At 47.2% G+C, this 19429-nt stretch carries 14 protein-coding genes; 8 read left to right on the top strand and 6 right to left on the bottom strand.

Going from position 1 to position 19429, the window contains the following annotated elements; translation table 11 throughout:
* Positions 1-113 precede the first annotated feature (113 nt).
* Positions 114-869, top strand: a complete 756-nt coding sequence (locus BUQ91_RS04820) for a TatD family hydrolase (protein WP_074208346.1) — start codon at positions 114-116, stop codon at positions 867-869.
* Here the strand turns inward: BUQ91_RS04820 and mfd are convergent.
* Positions 834-4232: a transcription-repair coupling factor gene (gene mfd / locus BUQ91_RS04815; RefSeq protein WP_074208345.1), complete on the bottom strand. Its 3399-nt coding sequence runs from the start codon at positions 4230-4232 to the stop codon at positions 834-836. The genes BUQ91_RS04820 and mfd overlap by 36 nt on opposite strands.
* Positions 4233-4319: 87 nt before the next feature.
* On the opposite strand from mfd, the gene BUQ91_RS04810 reads away from it, so the two are divergent.
* The gene (locus tag BUQ91_RS04810; protein ID WP_074208344.1) at positions 4320-5753 is read left to right on the top strand and encodes a hypothetical protein; all 1434 of its coding nucleotides are present in this window, start codon (positions 4320-4322) and stop codon (positions 5751-5753) included.
* 3 nt (positions 5754-5756) lie between these two features.
* Here BUQ91_RS04810 and BUQ91_RS04805 read toward each other — a convergent pair whose 3' ends face one another.
* On the bottom strand, positions 5757-6953 hold the full coding sequence (locus BUQ91_RS04805; protein ID WP_074208343.1) for a hypothetical protein: 1197 nt from the start codon (positions 6951-6953) through the stop codon (positions 5757-5759).
* Between the two features lie 219 nt (positions 6954-7172).
* On the opposite strand from BUQ91_RS04805, the gene BUQ91_RS04800 reads away from it, so the two are divergent.
* Positions 7173-8675 carry a RimK family protein gene (locus BUQ91_RS04800; protein ID WP_074208927.1) on the top strand — a complete coding sequence of 501 codons (1503 nt, stop codon included), beginning with the start codon at positions 7173-7175 and terminating at the stop codon, positions 8673-8675.
* 9 nt (positions 8676-8684) lie between these two features.
* A complete protein-coding gene (locus tag BUQ91_RS04795; RefSeq protein ID WP_074208342.1) occupies positions 8685-9989 on the top strand; it encodes a carboxylate-amine ligase in 1305 nt (434 codons plus the stop codon).
* A gap of 6 nt (positions 9990-9995) precedes the next feature.
* On the opposite strand, the gene BUQ91_RS04790 is transcribed toward BUQ91_RS04795, so the two are convergent.
* The 4 genes from BUQ91_RS04790 to BUQ91_RS04775 form a co-directional block, all read right to left on the bottom strand.
* Positions 9996-10856 (bottom strand): TIGR02172 family protein, encoded by an 861-nt coding sequence (locus BUQ91_RS04790; RefSeq protein ID WP_254842247.1) that lies wholly within the window; start codon positions 10854-10856, stop codon positions 9996-9998.
* 465 nt (positions 10857-11321) lie between these two features.
* Positions 11322-12764: an adenylosuccinate lyase gene (purB, locus tag BUQ91_RS04785; RefSeq protein ID WP_074208341.1), complete on the bottom strand. Its 1443-nt coding sequence runs from the start codon at positions 12762-12764 to the stop codon at positions 11322-11324.
* 59 nt (positions 12765-12823) lie between these two features.
* Entirely contained in the window at positions 12824-14026 is a 1203-nt protein-coding gene (locus tag BUQ91_RS04780; protein WP_139299689.1) for a hypothetical protein, read from the bottom strand.
* Positions 14027-14129: 103 nt separating this feature from the next.
* Entirely contained in the window at positions 14130-14651 is a 522-nt protein-coding gene (locus BUQ91_RS04775; protein WP_074208339.1) for a nitroreductase family protein, read from the bottom strand.
* Between the two features lie 161 nt (positions 14652-14812).
* On the opposite strand from BUQ91_RS04775, the gene metG reads away from it, so the two are divergent.
* The 4 genes from metG (at position 14813) to BUQ91_RS04755 (ending at position 19417) form a co-directional block, all read left to right on the top strand.
* Entirely contained in the window at positions 14813-16885 is a 2073-nt protein-coding gene (metG, locus tag BUQ91_RS04770) for a methionine--tRNA ligase (protein WP_074208338.1), read from the top strand.
* Positions 16886-17045: 160 nt separating this feature from the next.
* Positions 17046-17240, top strand: a complete 195-nt coding sequence (locus BUQ91_RS04765; protein ID WP_074208337.1) for a hypothetical protein — start codon at positions 17046-17048, stop codon at positions 17238-17240.
* A gap of 9 nt (positions 17241-17249) precedes the next feature.
* On the top strand, positions 17250-17975 hold the full coding sequence (locus tag BUQ91_RS04760) for a MauE/DoxX family redox-associated membrane protein (protein ID WP_074208336.1): 726 nt from the start codon (positions 17250-17252) through the stop codon (positions 17973-17975).
* 2 nt (positions 17976-17977) lie between these two features.
* Positions 17978-19417 (top strand): capsule assembly Wzi family protein, encoded by a 1440-nt coding sequence (locus BUQ91_RS04755; RefSeq protein ID WP_074208335.1) that lies wholly within the window; start codon positions 17978-17980, stop codon positions 19415-19417.
* The last annotated feature ends 12 nt before the right edge of the window (positions 19418-19429 follow it).

Here is a 19429-nt window from a genome sequence, read left to right as displayed (position 1 = left end):
AACTTGGGTTGGCGCACCAACAAACTTAAACTAGGCTTTTTTGCACCAAAAAACAAGCAAATAATTTTGAAATTCGCTTATTTCTTTGTATTTTATGAATGTAGGGGGATTTTATGTTCGATTTTCACATTCATTTAGCACGACTACCCCATCCAAAACAGTTGACGCAACTGCTTTGTAATAAGAATTATGACTTTATTGCGATTGCATGCGAACCATGGGAATGGGAAGAAGTCGCCCAGCTTAAAAAGGAATTTTCAACAGAAATCAAACCTTTTAAGGCGGCTTACGGCATCCACCCAATGATAGCGACGCAAGCAAACGACGAAATGTTTGCAAAATTGCAAAAACAACTACAAGAAGACGAACATGCCATGGTCGGCGAAGCGGGTATCGACAAGCGATATCCGGGCTACGACGATGGTACCCAAGACAAGATTTTCTTAAAGCAAGCCAAACTAGCCCTAGAACTCAAACGGGATTTGCAAATTCATTGTGTCGGGGACTATATGCGGGTACTAAATTTTTTGATAGATGCAGGCTTTCCGCAAGACATTTCACAAGGTCACGAAGTGGGTGATTTACACGTGCTGCCGCGAATTCAAGAAGCACCACGCCCCATATTCCACCGTTTTGGCGGGGATGCTAATTTTGTAAAAAAAGCCCTACCCTACGGTTCGCTCTTTTCGTTGCACGAAGACAGCTTCCGCAAAAAAACAACTGCGGCAGCCATTCCGCATATACCGCAAGAACGCGTGTTCTTTGAAACCGATGCCGATGAATCTTTCTTGGACCCCGATGAACTCGTCGAAGGTCTCGAAAACCGACTTGAATCAGTGCGTCTCGCCTACGCCAAGTGCCGTGAGTAACGGGTCTGCGGACCGTATAGTCGCCGCTTGCACTTGAATATTTGCGAACGCCCGGAACACTTCGAGCGTTTTTTTCGCCATTTCCACAGGAGTCCCGCGCCCGACTTCGAACACAGCCTGTAACGGAGACATTCCCAAGTAACGCATATTGCAAGTGCAAAGGCTGCTGATTTCGCCAAGCACGCGCGGGTCCGGCGACGGCGTTTCTGCAAATGTCGCCACAATAACGCCCTTGCGGAGCGCAAGTCCCTGAATACGCAAACGACCTGCCAAAAGTCCAAGTTCGGTGACGAGCAAAAGCATCTTTGCCGGTGTCGGCACAGGGCCAAAACGGTCCTGCAATTCGCTTTCGATGTTCTGCACATCCGCCTGCGACGTGATTCGAGCAATGCGTTGGTACAACGAAATTCTCGTGAGGCCATCTTCCACGTAATCTTCGGGAAGGTAAGCATCCACACCGATTTCCACACGCGGTTGTATTGGCTTTTCGAGAGCGCCGCCGCGAAGCATTTCAACCGCTTCGCGCACCAAGCGCACATACGTTTCAAAGCCGACTTCGGCAATAAAGCCATGTTGTTCCTGACCGAGCAAGTTGCCCGCCCCACGAATTTCAAGGTCGCGCATAGCAAGCTGATAACCACTGCCGAGATCAGTAAACTGCTCCAAAGCCTTGAGGCGTCGCATGGATTCCTGCGAGATTTCACCACGTTGCGGAATGACGAGGAACGCCTTGGCCAAGACGCTACTGCGGCCCACACGGCCACGCATCTGGTAAAGCTGGCTAATGCCAAAGTGGTGCGCGTTCATGATGATAATCGTGTTCGCGTTCGGAACATCCAAGCCAGATTCAATAATGCTTGTACTCACAAGAATATCGAACTTGCGCGAAAGGAAGGCATCCATCACACGTTCAAGTTCGTGGTCTTCCATCTGGCCGTGAGCCACAGCGACCTTCGCTTCGGGAGCCATTGCTTCGATATCTTCGGCAAGCTTTGTAATCGTCTGCACACGATCGTTCACCACGAACACCTGACCGCCACGAGCGAGTTCATCGAGAATCGCATTTTTCAAAACTTCGTCATCGCGCTGCATCAGCTTCGTTTCGACCGGCAAGCGGTTAATGGGCGGCGTATTAATAAGCGAAATGTCGCGAACGCCCGTCATGCTCAAATGCAGCGAGCGCGGAATCGGCGTTGCACTCATGCTGAGCGTATCGACGGCAAGGCGAAGCTGGCGCAATTTTTCTTTTTGCTTCACGCCGAACTTTTGCTCTTCATCAATAATCAAAAGTCCGAGGTCTTTGAACTCACCCTTATTCGACAAAAGCGCATGCGTTCCAATCACAATGTTCACGGAACCGTCTGCAATTTGCTTGAAAATTTCCTTCTTTTCCTTCGCGCTCTTGTAGCGGTTCATCAAGGCGATGTTGACCGGATAAGCGGCAAAGCGTTCGCAAAAGTTTTCGTAATGCTGTGCCGCAAGAATCGTCGTCGGCACGAGAATTGCAACCTGCTTGTTCGAAGCAACGCACTTGAACGCTGCACGCATCGCAACTTCGGTCTTTCCAAAGCCCACGTCACCGCAAATCAAGCGGTCCATCGGGCGGCGGCTTTCCATATCGCGTTTGATGTCAGCCGTGGCACGGAGCTGGTCTGGCGTCGGATCGTATTCGAACGAATCCTCAAATTCCTTTTGCATGTTACCATCGGGCGGGAAACCGAAACCTTCGACGAGTTCGCGTTTCGCATAAAGTTCCACAAGGTCACGCGCAATCTTGATGACCTTTTCCTTGACGCGTTTCTTGATGTTTTCCCAAGTCTTGCTGCCAAGGCGGTCGAGCTTCGTTTCAACATCGTCCGAGCGGTCGAGACGTTCAATCTTCTGCAAGTCCGATACAGGGAACTTCAAGCGGTCGCCGCCATCGTATTCGAGCAACGCGCAGTCGACCATACCGCCGTTGACTTCCACGCGGACAAGGCCCAAGTAGCGGCCAATGCCGTGGTCTTCATGCGCCACAAGGTCTCCGCGATTGAGCGATTCCACCATCAACGCATTCGTCACCGATCCCGCAATCTTATGCTTGCGCGCCTTATTCGCATGACGGTTTAGAATTCTTGATTCCGTGAGGAATGCGACATTATCGTCTTCGAGCCAAAAGCCTTCACTCAAATTGCCGATAAAATAATCTTCGACCGGCAGACCGTCAAAAATTTCACGCAAGCGGTTCACGCCGCCAAGCGTCTGCGCCATCACATAAACGCGACCACCCTTATCATAAAATTCTTCAATTTCTTTGGCAACCGCGTCCGTACCATTCGACGTAAAGTCCTGAGCACGCATGTGCATTTCGTGCCAATTGCCATCATCGACTTTGACACGCGTCATATCGAGCGACGCACGACCTACGAACAAACGAGAAAGTTCACCTATTTTGAACCAAATATCCGCAGGGGCTGCAATTCCTGCATCAGTCACGCGAGCTTCATCATAAGCGCCTCGGAACGCACCATACATCTTCGAAGCAGTTTCCGAAAGCAACGAAAGTTCTTCAAAGACAAGCGATGCACGCGGCATGTAATCCAAGAGACTTGCCACCAAACGCTGGTGATTCGGACGATGCCACCAAAGCGATTCTGCAGAACATTCCTCACCCGCCATCACCGATTCCGGCACTGTAAATTCGCCCATCGGGAAGAACTCGATATGCGTCATCTGCTCCAGCGAGCGCTGCGAGAAAATATCAAAAGCGCGAATGGACTCAATCTCGTCGCCGTAAAATTCAATACGAATCGGATGCGGATACAAAAGACAGTTCACATCGACAATGCAACCGCGAATCGAAAACTCGCCCACGCCGCTCACCATCGGCTGTTCCGTAAAACCGTGATCAAGAAACCACGGGCGCAAAGACGAAGGCTCTAGCTGATCACCGACACGGAGCGTACGCACCTGACGCATGATTTCGCCCGGTTCCGGGAGTTTCATCAAGAATGCATCAAGCGGGCAAACGACAACGAAAGGCTTTTCTGTATGCGAAACATCGCGGAAGAACTTCAAGCGTTCTTCAAGCACGCCCTCAAACGGCACCTTGATTTCGTAAGGTTTCAAGCCGAGTGATGGGAAAAAGCGAACAAATTCCTCGCCCACCATGCTTTCGAGATTCTCGACCCAGACTTCGGCACTGCGGTAATCTTTCGCAATCACTAGAATGTTCTGCGGACTTTTCAAGAAGCGGTTCGCGACCATCATCGAAGCTAGCGGAACCGACGCGCCATTGACGTGAATGGCCTCGTTATCAGCATTTTCAAAAAGCGAAATCGCAGGGAACGAATTTTCTTGAAGGAATTCCGAAATGGTAAGCATAGAGGGAAATGTAGAAAAAAATTTATCCGCCCCATTACTCCATTTTTTGTATTTTGCGGTTGTGATTATTAACGATTGGGTTTTGGAATGAAAAAGAAGTTTATTGTCATTTTCGGACTGATTTGTTTAGCCATATTGTTGTTCTTCGTTTTTAAAAACGAGTGCGAGAAAACCCAGATCATGTACCAAATTTTGGAGTTAAACGGAGATACAACAGTCTGGGATCCTGCCGACTGCACCATTCGCGATTCTTCGTTTTCGTGCAGTAAAGAGATCATATATAATTTTCCTGATATAGAAAAAAGGCATAGAACCCAAAAGCAAAAATCAGATACAGCGCTTCAAAAAAAACAAAAAGTCATTTACAAAAATTTAAATTTCGGTAAAAACGCCATCGTCAATTACATTCCAATAGCCGACATTCCTGCATTCGACCGAAACAATGTCGCACATTTTTTTTCTTATATATCAGGAAGCCCCTGTTCCAAGCTTTTAACATTCCATTCAAATTATAAAATTGAGGCTATTGGACTTCCTGATTATTTTAAATGGGATGAAGACGATCGTAAAAAATGGATGTCTATTAGCAAAGACACTACGGGACAAAATGTTTGTGAAAGTCATTCATTAAGATCTCCCTCTATACACCCACCACTATTACGATACATAAAATCCAGACATTTTTTACCCGAACAAGAAAAAAATTACGAATACCAACTAATTAATACATCAATCCTATATAGAGACACAACTTTTTTATGGAAACTTGTCTATAAAGACCAGTACGGTCGCGGCGACACGCTAAATATCACGACAAAATTCGAAGTAAGCCAAAACTACACTCCCACAAAGTGTTACGATTCCGCAATTGAACGATTTTCAACAAAAGCTTCCCTATTTTATCGCATTCTTGATTTTAGAGGAGACACTACAATTTGGCATCCTTCTGATTGTAAAATTTTCGGTGATCGTTTTTCATGCGTTCGTAGATTATCAGCACCCAAGGGCGAACAATGCAATAATCCTTATCACAAAGAGAATTCATCGAAAGCAACTTATAAAGATCTGAACTTTGGAAAAAATGCTATCACAAATTACATTCCTGTAGCAAACATTCCCGAATTCAATCGCGACTCTGTAGTAAAACTCTTTTCTATTTTGCCAAGCACATCCTGTTCTGCATTGCTGACATTCAAATCCAATTACAGTATAGAACCCATCGGGCTACCTAAAGATTTCGAATGGCGAAGAGACTTTCCGAAAGCAGTCGTTAAAGATATTTCTAAAAAGAAAAAAATGTGCGCCCTTGAATATCGGAGTGTGTCTAATCGTCCCGTTCCCTACAAACAATACCGTAACGTCATTTTCGAAGAATTGCCCGAAAAAGCCCGTGTTTACAACTATCAGCTTTTCAATAAATCGCTTCATTCTTACAAGGACTCAACCATTACATGGAAACTTGTTTATAAAGACCAATATGGTCGCGGCGACACGCTGGATATAACAACGAAATTCGAATAAACGCTACCAAATGTGGAAGCCTACACCGAGATAGAACTTATGCTTAGAATGTTTTTCATTATCGTCAGCTTTTCTATCTTTTTCGCCATATTTAAACACATACTTTGCTTTGATAGATAAATAGCTCCCAATTGGAACTTCACGCCCCAATTCAGAAATCCACGGTCTAAATTCAAATTGCATGCCAGCCATCAAAGGATTTGATCCCCCAACAAACGAAACTATCTTGAAAAACCTATTTTCAAAGACATCGACACCTAGCAAGAAATTCCAACCATCATATATAAAATCATCATCCCGCCCATAATTAGCCGTTAAAATAAAACGCTTAATTTGAAGAACAACATTCCATTCATAACTACCATTTAACGGACTAATAAAAAACTCTCCACCAATGCCACCTGTATAGAAAAATTCATAATAATAATGCCGCTTTTTCAAATCACTTTCACGGTCATCTTTTTTTAGCTCCACTTGCTTCATAATCCAAGGATTAAATTCTGATTCAGGATATTTATTTTTAAATGCAATCAGTTTCTCTATCAATGAATCAAAAACATGAGAATCATTAAAATCTTCTTTGGTATAACTCCCACCATCAAAACGTGCTTGTTGAAAAGAATCTCTATTAGGCGGACGACCTGCGTAATAATCACTACGTTTAGAAATATGGTTGAATCTTGTATTTTTCAGGATGATCTTCAATAAATTGGTAAAATCCTTATATTCTTGCGTAGTCGCTCCATCTGATATTCGGTCTAGCTGTTTTTGAAAGTCTGCTTCTGTTGTCAAATGTATTGTTCTATTAGCATAAGCAATCAATTCATCATCAAAAGCAGAATATGGGGCCCTATTACTACAGACACCGGATTCATTGTCATAACTTTCATTAATATAACGGAAATGTTCCCTTACTAGCGTGACTAAAGCAGAATCATACTGATTCATCATAAGATAAATCTGCAACAGTTCATAATTGTCCAAAGCACGTTCGCCATAACCAGAATTTTTCAGTACAGAAACATATCGGAAAACTTCACTCGAATCCTGAGCCTGCAAGGACGACAATAAAGAATCTCTAACATTTGCCAAAGTCTGTTTTTCAGGAGAATCGGTAAAAGCGGGTAACAGACGAATGTTACAGTCATTTGCAAAAACAACAACATTCAACAGCAAAACAAATAAAAGACAATTTCGCATACGCATATAAAATAAGATACATTTTTTTTCGTAAAAAACAGCGTTTTTAGGGACTTAACGGCCGTAACACCCTCTTTTTAGATGTTTTATTTTAACCTTTTCCCCGCCTCACTTTACAATTCTTGAAATATTGAGCTATCTTTATATCGTCAAAAAGCAAAGAGGTTTTTGGCACGCACGACGCAACTTCACCATGAAGACGCCACACGTGCAAACATTATGAAAAAAATAATTGTCGTGAACACGCCAAAGAATTGGAAGTTTCACATTCCCGAAGCCGAAATTGTCTCGGCAAAAGACTACCTTACTAATCCAGAATTTACAACACAAAAAAACGTTCGCGTTTTCAACTTGTGCAAGGACTACAGCTACCAGAGCAAGGGCTATTATGTAAGCTTGCTTGCCGAAGCGCGCGGTCACAAGGTCATCCCGAACGTCAAGAATATCCGCGATTTCAAGGCCCCGGCAGTCGTGAAAATCATCAGCGATGAAATCGATGAACTGATCCAGAAGAGCCTGCACAAGCTGACGGGCACGGAATTCGTGCTTTCCATTTACTTTGGGCAAAACGTCAGTGCGCAATACCTAGAACTTTCGCAGGCACTTTACCGCGTTTTCCAGGCTCCGCTCCTGCGTGCAAAATTTGTCTTCAAGCAAAAATGGTTCATCCAGTCTATCCGCCCGATTAGCGTTGACGAAATTCCTGAAACGCACAAAGAAATGGTGGACCAGTTTGCCATTGAATATTTCCAGAAAGACCGCTATGTCTCCCCCAAGACGGAAGACTACGTGTATGATCTCGGCATTTTAACGAATCCCGAAGAAGTGGAACCGCCGAGCAACAAAGAAGCCATCCAGCTGTTCATTGAAGCCGCGCAAGATACGGGTTTCCGCGTGGAAATGATTACCAAGACGGACTACCACCGTGTCGGTGAATTTGATGCCATCTTCATTCGCGAAACGACAAACGTCAACCACCACACTTACGCATTTGCACGTCGCGCCCAAAGCGAAGGCATAGCCGTCATCGACGATCCCGACAGTATTTTACGTTGTTCCAACAAAGTTTATTTGCAAGAACTGATGACAGTCGGCAAGATTCCCTCCCCGAAGACGATTATTGCCCACAGCGAAAACCGCCACACGCTCGCCAAAGAAATCGGATTTCCGATGGTCATCAAGACGCCTGATTCCAGCTTCAGCATGGGCGTCAAGAAGGCGAACAACAAGGAAGAACTTGAAAAAATTCTCGACACGATGTTCGAGCACAGCGACTTGCTCATCGCACAGGAATTTACACCCACAGAATTTGACTGGAGAATCGGCATTCTCGACGGAAAGCCGCTCTTTGCCTGTAAATACTACATGGCAAAGGACCACTGGCAGATTTATAACTGGGATAGCAAGGACAAAAACGCTGTTTGTGGCAAATGGGATTGCCTCCCGATTGAAAGCGTCCCGCACGGCATCGTGAAAACGGCCCTCCGCGTAGCAAGCCTTATCGGTAACGGGCTTTACGGCGTGGACCTCAAGGAAATCAACGGCCACCCGGTCGTAATCGAAGTGAATGACAACCCGAGTATCGACCACGGTATCGAAGACCAAGTTGGCAAAAAGAAAATTTATCTCGCCATCATGAGGAGCCTGCGCCACCGCATCGAAGACCGCCAAAATGCAGCACAACAGAAAGTACTCCAACACGAAAGGGATATGTTTTTATAGGGGGCAATCATGAGCAATTACAAACTTTGGGAACGCTTCGGCGTCGAAATGGAATTCATGATTGTCGATCGCGACACGCTCAATGTGCTGCCTCGCGCCGATGTCCCGCTCGGAAAAGATAAAGACGGCAATCAGCTTTCGGACATTGAATACGATGACATCGGACTTTCCAACGAACTTGTAAGCCATGTGCTAGAATTCAAGTGCGCTCATCCCAAGTCCACATTTGACGGACTTGGCAAGCGATTCTTTCATGAGATTCGCCGTGCAAACAAGAAGCTCGAAAAAATCAACGCGATGCTTTTGCCAAGCGCCTGCCATCCGTTCATGGACCCGGCTGAAATGCAGCTTTGGCCGTACGATTGTCTCGACATTTACCAGACTTACGACCGCATTTTCAACTGCAAAGGTCACGGCTGGGCAAACTTGCAAAGCACACACCTGAACCTTTCTTTTGATGGCGACGAAGAATTTGGCGAGCTTCACGCAGCGATTCGCTTGCTGTTGCCGCTAATCCCCGCCATTGCCGCCAGCAGCCCGTATCTCGACGGCAAATACACTGGCTATCGCGATGCCCGCATCGAAGTTTATCGCCACAATCAGGACAAAGTTCCTGAAATCACGGGCCAAGTCATCCCGGAACAAGCTTACAGCTACGATGAATACAATAAGCAGATTTTCGACAAGGTAAAGAAAGCTATCGCCCCGTACGATACCGAACACTTGCTGAATCATTTCTTCTTGAACAGCCGTGGTGCTATCGCCCGCTTTGATCGTGGAGCCATTGAAATACGCCTCGTCGATATTCAAGAATGCCCGAATGCCGACATCGCCATCGTTGAACTTGAAATCGCAACACTCAAGGCCATTGTGAACGGCAAATTCGCGGCATCTCGCGAAAACGCATCCGCCGCAAATTCCGTGCCGCACACGCTCAAGGAATACCGCGATTTCTTGCGCAACTTCGACACGACACGCCTTGCAGAACTCCTCACCAAAACCACGAAGGACGCAGAAAACGCCCAAATCGATTGGCAAGAATACCTCTCCGTATTTGGCATGGATTTCGCGACCACCCCCGCATCCACCCCGGTTACCGCCGGCGATATTTGGAAGCACATCTACAGCGTCGTGAAAAACAATCTCACCGAAGTCTCGCAGAGTTTCATGGAAAAAATGCTCGAACGCGGAACGCTCTCCAGCGCCCTCTACAAAGCGCTCGGCGACTCCCCCGCCCACGAAGCATTTGTCACGGAATACAAAAAATTAGCCGATTGCCTTGCACACAACCGGCTCTATGGAATTAACGAGTAAAATCGCTTACAATCCCAAGTCTTTTTTAGCTACCTGGAAATTCATTTCCAGGTATTTTAAATTTGCATCTTCGGCCATCAAATGCTCAAAATCGAGAATCGGGAACAATACATACGGCTTGACGCGAGTATCCACCGCCGCCAATTTCTCCGGAGTATCTGCACCAAAGTAATGCTTTGCAAATACATCCCAGCACTTGCGCATAGATTCAGCATTCATGTAATGCGTCGCCAAAAGAAAATCATCCGGCAAATAATGGCAGAAATAATAATAGCACCCCAAATCATAAAGCGGGTTGCCGCAAGCAAATTCACCCAAATCGATAAAGTACGCACCATTGTCATTGACTATTAAGTTGCCCGTCTGCATATCGCCATGGACGCAACGAGAAACCTTTGGCGTTTCCTTGATGAGTTTACGCGCAAATTCCTTGACGTTCTCAGGGAACATCTTGGATTGTTCGAGCAATCGCGAATACTTTTCCTCCGCATCTTGGAACGTGCCAGGAATGCACGACGTAGAATGCAACTTTTTGCAATGCTCTGCAAAAACCTTGATGTATTCCTCAAGATGTTCTGGATTTTCGCCCACGCATTTCGAAATCGAACGCTTCCCCACGATGCGTTCGTAAATCAGCCCCAAACGACCGTCCTGTTCGACAATATCGCCCACATGCGGCGTCGGGATTCCAAGTGAAACCACTTTCCGGCAAATATCCTGCTCGCGAAGCAATTCCTCCTTCGTCGAGCAAAAACCCGGAAAACCCAATTTCAGCATCCATTTGCCATCCGGACTGTTGTAGTTCTCGGAATTGTGACGATTGCTGAACATCGTCCATTGTGATAAGTCAATTTTCTCCATAAGCATAAAATAACCTTTTAGGGAAAAAAAAGAACAAAAAAAACGTACCTTAGCCTATTTATCCCATATTTCTCAAAAGGCTTTTAACGTGAACAAAATCACACCGTGATATAATTCACACAGAAAATATCGCCATACTAAATATATTTGAAGCAACAAAAGGAAAAAGGAGGGTATATGGAGACAAATAGTCGCAGCAACGAAGGCGATGATTACATTCCGCCATTCAAACCGTAAACTACTTATCTACCTACAGTGCAAAAAAAACGAGCCCGCAAGGACTCGTTTTTTGCAATATATTCGCGCCAATTTAATGTCATTCCCCTAACGGGGGTGATTTGTTCGCCTCGGATATAGAAACATGCAAGCATGTTTCTGCATCGCTCGGCTCCGTTGTCATTCCCGCCTTGAGCGGGAATCACCAATTTCATTCCGAGAAGGAGATGCCCTGTCGGAGCAGGGCATGACAAGTTAAACTTTCAATTCGCCAGCATCAATGGAATCCCATGCTGGGATTGCTTCGATAGCCGGGCGGACTTCTTCGGTCACGAACTTCACAACCTGACCAGGAGCGCGACCCACAAACTTGCGGAGGTCGAGAATTTCCTTGAGCTTTTCTTCGGTGATGCCGAGCTTCTGGAACTTTTCGTTCTTGAGAACGCGTTCGAGCAAATCATTATCCTTGCCCTGTTCCTTCACGACCTTGCCTGCTTCCATGGACATCACACGGATTTCTTCGTGGAGTTCCTGACGGTCGCCACCATTCTTCACGCCTTCCATGATGATGTTTTCGGTAGCCATGAACGGAAGTTCTGCCATGATGCGCTTTTCGATAACCTTCGGATAAACGACGAGACCGTTCGTGACGTTTTCGGCGATGATGAGCATGGCATCCATGGCAAGGAATGCTTCAGGAATTGCCAAGCGCTTGTTTGCACTGTCATCGAGCGTACGTTCGAACCACTGCGTTGCCTGCGTGAAGGCGGTGCTGTTGACCTGAGCCATCACAAAACGAGCGAGGGAGCAAATGCGTTCGCTGCGCATCGGGTTACGCTTGTAAGCCATGGCAGAGGAACCAATCTGAGTCTTTTCGAACGGTTCTTCGACTTCCTTCACGCCCTGCATAAGGCGCATGTCGGTAGCGAACTTGTGCAAACTCTGAGCGATGGAGCTGAGCACCTGGTTCACGCGGTTGTCCCACTTACGAGTGTAAGTCTGACCGGTGATGGTGAGCACGCGCTTGAAGCCAGCCTTGGCGGTCACGCGGCGGTCGAGTTCCATAATCTTTTCTTCGTCGCCGTTGAACAGGTCCATGAAGCTAGCCTGCGTACCGGTCGTACCCTTCACGCCGCGGAACGGAAGCACTTCAATGAGGAAGTTCAATTCTTCGAGGTCGATGAGCATGTCCTGGAGCCAGAGGCAAGCGCGCTTACCGACGGTCGTGAGCTGGGCAGCCTGGAAGTGTGTTGCACCGAGCTGAGCCATGTCCTTGTATTCCATAGCAAACTTGGAAAGCTTGTCCATCACGCGGCAAAGACGCTTGCGCACGAGAATCATGGCCTGCTGCATCTGGATAAGGTCGGTGTTGTCCCCCACGAATGCAGACGTTGCACCGAGGTGGATAATGCCCTTAGCCTTCGGGCACTGCACGCCGTAAGCATAGACGTGGCTCATCACGTCGTGGCGGCGGCGCTTTTCTTCTTCTTCGGCGACTTCAAAGTTGATGTCCTTTTCGTGGGCCTTCAGTTCGTCCACCTGCTCCTGCGTAATCGGGAGGCCGAGTTCCATTTCGGATTCGGCGAGGTAAATCCACAGCTTGCGCCAAGTCTGGAACTTGTACTGCGGGCTGAAGATGAAACTCATTTCCTTGCTAGCATAACGCTTGATAAGCGGGCTTTCGAATTGATCACGCATGATTCTATCCTTTTTTAAGTTTTACAACGCCAAATGTAGAAAAACTGATTTGCAACGAGCTACCAAACATGCATGCCCACGCCAAGAAAAAAGCCATTATGGAATTCTTTCTTCTTTGCTCCATCTTCCGTTTTTACTTTTCCATACATAGCCATGTACCTGAATTTAAAGGAGATGTATTCTCCAATCCCATTTGCGCTACAGGGGAATATCCACGGACGATATTCAAACTGGACCCCGGCAACAAAGGGATTTTTCCCACCCACAAAAGGAACCACCTTAAACCGTTTGGTTTCAAAAACATCCACCCCAACAGTCGCTAAAAAAGTTCCTCCATAATGATCAATCCCGCCAAGTAGAAAATCAAAGGCAACGCGCCCAAATTGAATCGGCACACCAACCAACATCGAACGAATAGAACCCCATGCTTCAATGCCAATACCACCGGTATATAACCGCTCATTATAATAGTTCGAACGATGCACAAAAGATTTGCGCTGAGAAGTCCGCCATTCCAATAACTTTTGAATCCAAGGAATAAATTCAGATTCTGGATAATCGCTCTTGAATTTTTCCAATTGCAAAATAACTGAATCAAGACGAGTCGTATCTAAATTGCATTCTAAATACCCACCAATAACTCGAACATACATCCCGGATTTCCGATTCGTGTAAGCATCCACCTTACCGCAATCATCATCTCGATTGCAACCATAATAATGAGTCGCACTAAACTTACTGTTTAGAGAGTATTCAGGAACTACATCCTTTATAATTAGCGCTAAATCACGATTTTCACGAGAAACAATGTTTTTTATTGCACGATCAAAAAGAGATTTAACTTTATTTGAATCGGCTTTGAAAGTTTTATCAATAAGAAAGTTATAGTTCCCGTTTAAATGCGCCAACAAGGAATCGCTAACATACGAATAACGGACTTCTTCCAATGCGGTACTGTAAATTCGCCCCCACATCACCATGGCAGAATCAAATTGATCCGTCATCAAATAAATTTCCATCAGTTCCAAATCATCCAACGCAAATTCAGGAACCGGAGACATAGCCCTTAACGAAGCGGCTGCTTCAAGAGCGCTATTGTTATCGCCTTTTTTGAGCGACTGATACACTAAATTTCTTCCCGCAACAATCGAATCCAGCTTTGCCGGAGAAACGGACACGGTATCATTCACACTAGACGGAGCAGCGCCAGCAAAGCAAAGCGAGCAAAACGCCAAAAACAAGATTCGAGCAAACAAATTCATAACAAAAAAAAGGAAATCCAAAGCAACCTAAGCAAAATAAAAAAAAACTTTGCCTAAATGATGCTCTAAGATTTCCAATCAAAATAATTTAACGAATAACGCGCTACATTTCTTCGGCAAACTCATTCATCGGCTTGCGTAATTCATGGCGCGGCGAAGGAACACCGTTCACAGGATCAGCATAGCCAACGTCCAAAAGACATGCCAGCTTGATATTTTCGGGGAATCCAAATTCATGTTCAATGTGAGCAGCGCTGAATCCGCGAGCCCAAAGCGTTGCAAGCCCGAGATCGGTAGCCTGCATCATCATCGAAGTGGCAACAATACTCGAGTCCATGATACCACTCTTGAAATCATCCATGTAGGTTGTCGGAGAATAGACTTTGGTATCGTCATAGCAAACCATAATTACAACGGGGGCATTATAGGCCATACGCGTAACACCGCGAATTTTCTTAAGAGCTTCAGGTGATTCAAGCACCTTCACTATCACCGGTTGGCCATTCACGGCAGTCGGTGCAATTCGCCCAGCCTCAAGCACCATCATAAGTTTCTCGGGTTCCACAGCACGTTCGGCAAAAGCACGGCAACTAAAACGATTTTTGGCAAGTTCAATAAAAGACATAAATACCTCCGGTTTTATAGCAATAATATAAGCAAATTGAGTTACTAGTTAATAGTCATTAGTTATTAGAGATGCAAAAAAGACACGTTTATATGACATTGCCGCGAACTTCGTGTTCGCAAAGACTCCCCATCTATCGTCTATTTTCTATATTTGTAGCCATGAAAAATTTTTACGTCACCACTCCGATTTATTATGTCAATGATGCCCCGCATATCGGGCATTCTTACACCACCGTACTCGCAGATATCCTCACGCGCTTCCACAAGATTATCGGCTACCAGACATTCTTTTTGACCGGCACGGACGAACACGGCCAGAAGGTGCAACGCGCTGCCGCCAAGCGTGGCGTGACTCCGCAGGAACATGTAGACGAATACTACCACCGCTTCGAAGACCTTTGGAAAAAGATGGGAATCAGCAATGATTTCTTCATCCGCACCACGATGCCGGAACACAAGGCTTACGTGCAGGAATGTCTGCAGAAGCTCTGGGACAAGGGTGAAATTTACTCCAAGGAATACGAAGGTTGGTACTCCGTCGGCGAAGAACGCTTCTTCAGCGAAGACGAACTCGACGAAAACAAGTGCGACCCCATCAGCCACCGCCCGGTGGAATGGCTCAAGGAAAAGAACTACTTCTTCAAGATGGGTTCTTACCAGCAAAAGTTAATTGACTTCCTGGAAAGCCACAAGGACTGGATTGTGCCGGACTACCGCTGGAACGAAATCCGCGGGTTCCTTCGCCAGCCGCTGAACGACCTTTGCATCAGCCGTCCGAAGATCCGCCTCAGCTGGGGCATTCCGCTGCCGTTCGACCCGGACTACGTGACGTATGTTTGGTTCGATGCTCTCCTCAACTACGTAAGCGCCTCGACCGCCTTCCACAAGACTTATGCCGACGGCACGCCGATTTGGCCTGCCACCTACCACCTCATCGGCAAGGACATTTTGACAACCCATAGCGTCTATTGGCCGACCATGCTCATGGCGCTCGACATTCCGCTTCCGCAGCACATCCTCGCCCACGGCTGGTGGCTCGTGAACGGTGGCGAAAAGATGAGTAAGTCCGCAGGTAACGTCGTGAATCCGATGGACTACATGGAAAAGTACGGCATTGATGCTTTCCGCTACTTCCTCGCTCGCGAAATGGTCGTCGGTCAAGACGCCAACTTCACGCACGAAGGCTTTGTCCGCCGCATCAACAGCGACCTCGCTAACGACCTCGGCAACGTCTTGAACCGTGTACACCGTTTGGTTCTCACGAACTTCGAAGGCAAGCTCCCGGCTCCGACCGCACTCGATGATGCCGCCAATGAAGTCATCACCATCGCAAACCGCGTCCGCACGAACGTGATGGAATGGATTCCGCAAGTCAAGCTTTCTCAGGTCGTCGAAGAAATCATGACGCTTGTCCGCAGCGTGAACCGCTACCTCGAAATCAAGGCTCCGTGGAAGCTCGCCAAGGATCCGAACGCCAAGGACGAACTCGCCACCGTGCTTTATGTTTCTGCTGAAGCCGTGCGCCTTTCTTTGAGCATGCTCTGGCCGGTCATCCCGGGCAAGAGCGAAGAAGGTCTCGCCATGATTGGCAGCAAGTTCACCGACCAGAACGACCTCGTATGGGGCATTCTCAAGGGTGGCGAACAGTTCGGTGAAGGCAAGCCGCTCTTCCCGCGTATCGAAGAAGATGTCAAGAAGCAGCCGCAACAGCAGGCCAAGCCGAAGCAGAACAAGCCGCTCATGGCAGCTGACGTTCCGGCAGCAATGGACCTCCGCGTGGCACAGATTGTCGAAGTTGCCGACCATCCGGATGCAAATAGTTTGTACGTTCTCAAGGTTGACGCAGGCGAAGGCGAACCGCGTACCATCTGCAGTGGCCTCAAGAGCAGCTACAAGGCCGAAGAACTCAAGGATCGCAAGATTCTCTTGTTCGCAAACCTTAAGCCGAACGCTCTCCGTGGCATCATGAGCCAGGGTATGCTCTTTGCGGGTGACCTCGAACCGGAAACGCACAAGTGCAGACTCGTGAGCGTCCCTGCCGACGCCAAGCCGGGTGACCGCGCCTTGTTCAAGGGTGTAGCTCCGAGCGAACCACGCGAACTCAAGGTGAAGGACTTCGAAAAGATTGCCCTCACTGCAAAGGGTGGCGCAGTGTTCTGCGGCGAAATCGCTCTCGAAGTGAACGGCAAGGCTGTGACCTGCGACGTCGCTGACGGTAATGGAATACACTAAAAAGACCGCTCGGCTCACAGAGCAACTAATGTTAAATGCCCTGCTTTAGCAGGGCTTTTTTCTATTATCCAATTTAACAGGATCCTTCACATTCGTTCAGGATGACGAGAAGGAGAAAAGCCTCAAATAAAGAATCATTTATTTTTGTATATTGAACAGCATGAAAGAATTCATTCAAAAAATCAAGAAAAACACCCTCGCCTACCTCAAGTCCTTAAATTGGATTGTCCTGCTCGGCATTGCAGCATTTAGCATCGCTCTTGCCATCATCAACAACATTCGAGTCGAAGATTCCAAGTCCGTCGATTGGATTGGCTCTCAAGAAATTCTCGAAAAACCGGCAAACATTTTGTAAGGAGCGACCATGATTGCATGTTTTGAAAAAGCTAATCTCAAGCGAACGATTATTGCAGGCGTTCTCCTTCTCATAGCCACATTCCTTGTCGCAGTCGGTGTTGCAGAAATCAGCTTCCCCGAAACCATCCTTACATTCACCGATCAAGATTGGCTCCTCGATATTTGGCCAAAGGCTTACCGCTACAACATCCATGTAGGCGTTGGTGCAGTCGCTATCGCATGCGCTTTGATAGTCCCCGCTCTCAAGATTCAAAAAGACTTTTCCACACGCGCACTCGAAACGCTCTGCCGCATAGGCATTGGCGGCATGTTCATCTTTGCCTCCATCTTCAAAATCCAGGACCCACACCAGTTTGCAACGCTCGTAGCGCAGTATCAATTCTTCTCGGCACTGCACTTGGACTTCGTGAACAATTTCTTTTCGCTTGTATATCCGCAATTTGAATTCTGGTTTGGCCTTGCAATGATTGTATCGCCATTTGTGAAGGAATCGGCATTCGCCATTTTCTGGATGTTTGTAAGCTTCATTATCGCACTTGCCTGGGCCTTGTGGAACGATCTCGGCATCACGTGCGGTTGCTTTGAACTTCAAGACGGCAACGCCCACGATAAAGCAGAAGCTTGGACAAGCCTCATCCGCGACCTGATTCTCATTTGGCCGACCCTCTGGCTTGCATTCCGCAAAAACAAGAGCATCATCGGTATTTGGAAAAAAGACAATAAGGAAGCCTAGTCATGCAAACGTGGCAAAAATCGGCAATCGCCCTTAGCCTTATCTTCGGGTCAACTCTTGATAGCTGGGCAAGCCCGACACATTCGGTCGATATGCCACGTCACATCACATTTGCAGACTCCTCGCACGAAAAAGAGCTTACCATCAACGCGCAGCTCTTGGATTCCGTTGTTGTAACGAATCTTTCGAAAGCAAAAACGCATTATGACAATTCCACGTCCATACGCCTTTTTGCCAATGGAAAATTCACGGAAGCCTTCCACTTCGATGCACGCGTTAAAGTCAATACGGACTATACAAACCGCTACATCAACTTTAACTACTACAACCCAGACGAAGGCCTCCCCTACAACAAGCAAAGCGAAAAAAAACGTACATGGGATTTGTTCGGAGCAAACGTAAGTTACAGTCTTAAGCCCGTAGAACTCCTCGCTGGATTTGACTACCTCGAATGGGGCCCCGCCCGCCGTAATCATGTGATTCTGCGAGGCGAACGCAACATCTACCGTCCATGGCAAGACAGTTCTAGTCGCATTCCCGATGCAGCCCCCACACCGTACTTCGGTTACCAATTTACACTTGGGCCGATTGAATATACGCAGTACGCCGCCAAAATCTACGAAAAGAAAAACTTCGGCAAATATTTCCATGCCCATCGCCTCAACTTGAATCTTCCCAAAGACATTCAGTTCGGCATTTCCGAAACCTCGCTTTACGGCACAACAATCGAAGCGGCAGGTTCCAATCCAAACCCCGACAGCGATAGTACGGGCCGCGAATTCGAATGGGCCTACGTCATTCCGTTCATTCCCTACGTTTTCCAGGAACACTTGCAGGGCGACCAAGACAATATCTCGCTTGCATTTGACTTGAGCGTCAAGACGTTACCGAATTGGGAATTCTACGCAGAACTCTTGTGGGACGACATGAAATCCCCGACAAGCATGTTCGATGATTCCTGGTGGGGCAACAAATGGGCAACAACACTTGGCGTTGCCCGCGACAATATCGTTATCGGCCCCGCAAATCTAGGCTGGATGTTCGAATACACACGAATTGAGCCTTGGGTCTATACGCACCACAAAGGACGCGGCTACACTTATGCAAGCTACGCCCAAAGCCTCGGTAGCGACCTCGGCCCGAACAGCCAAGAAATCCACACCGAAGTCAGCGCCACCTACGATTTCCTCAAGGCAACGCTCTTCTTTGGCGCTGTCGCCAAAGACACCGCCTTCGGCGGGCACATCAATGACCTCCATACGCCAGAAAGCGATATGGACAAGAAGTTCCTCAGCAAAAAAACAACCGTGCGTTACAAGGAACTCGGTTTTGATTTAGCAGCAACTCCATGGGACTGGTTCAGCTTCAGATGCAGCTACACCCGTTTCTTCGGAGACTATAAAGGCTACCGCACTTACGCCGTCGGTAGCCTCCAATGGTGATGTTTTTGTCAT

It is taken from the genome of Fibrobacter sp. UWB11 (genome assembly GCF_900143015.1).
Lineage (GTDB): Bacteria > Fibrobacterota > Fibrobacteria > Fibrobacterales > Fibrobacteraceae > Fibrobacter.
This window is presented reverse-complemented; position numbering and strand designations above follow the sequence as displayed.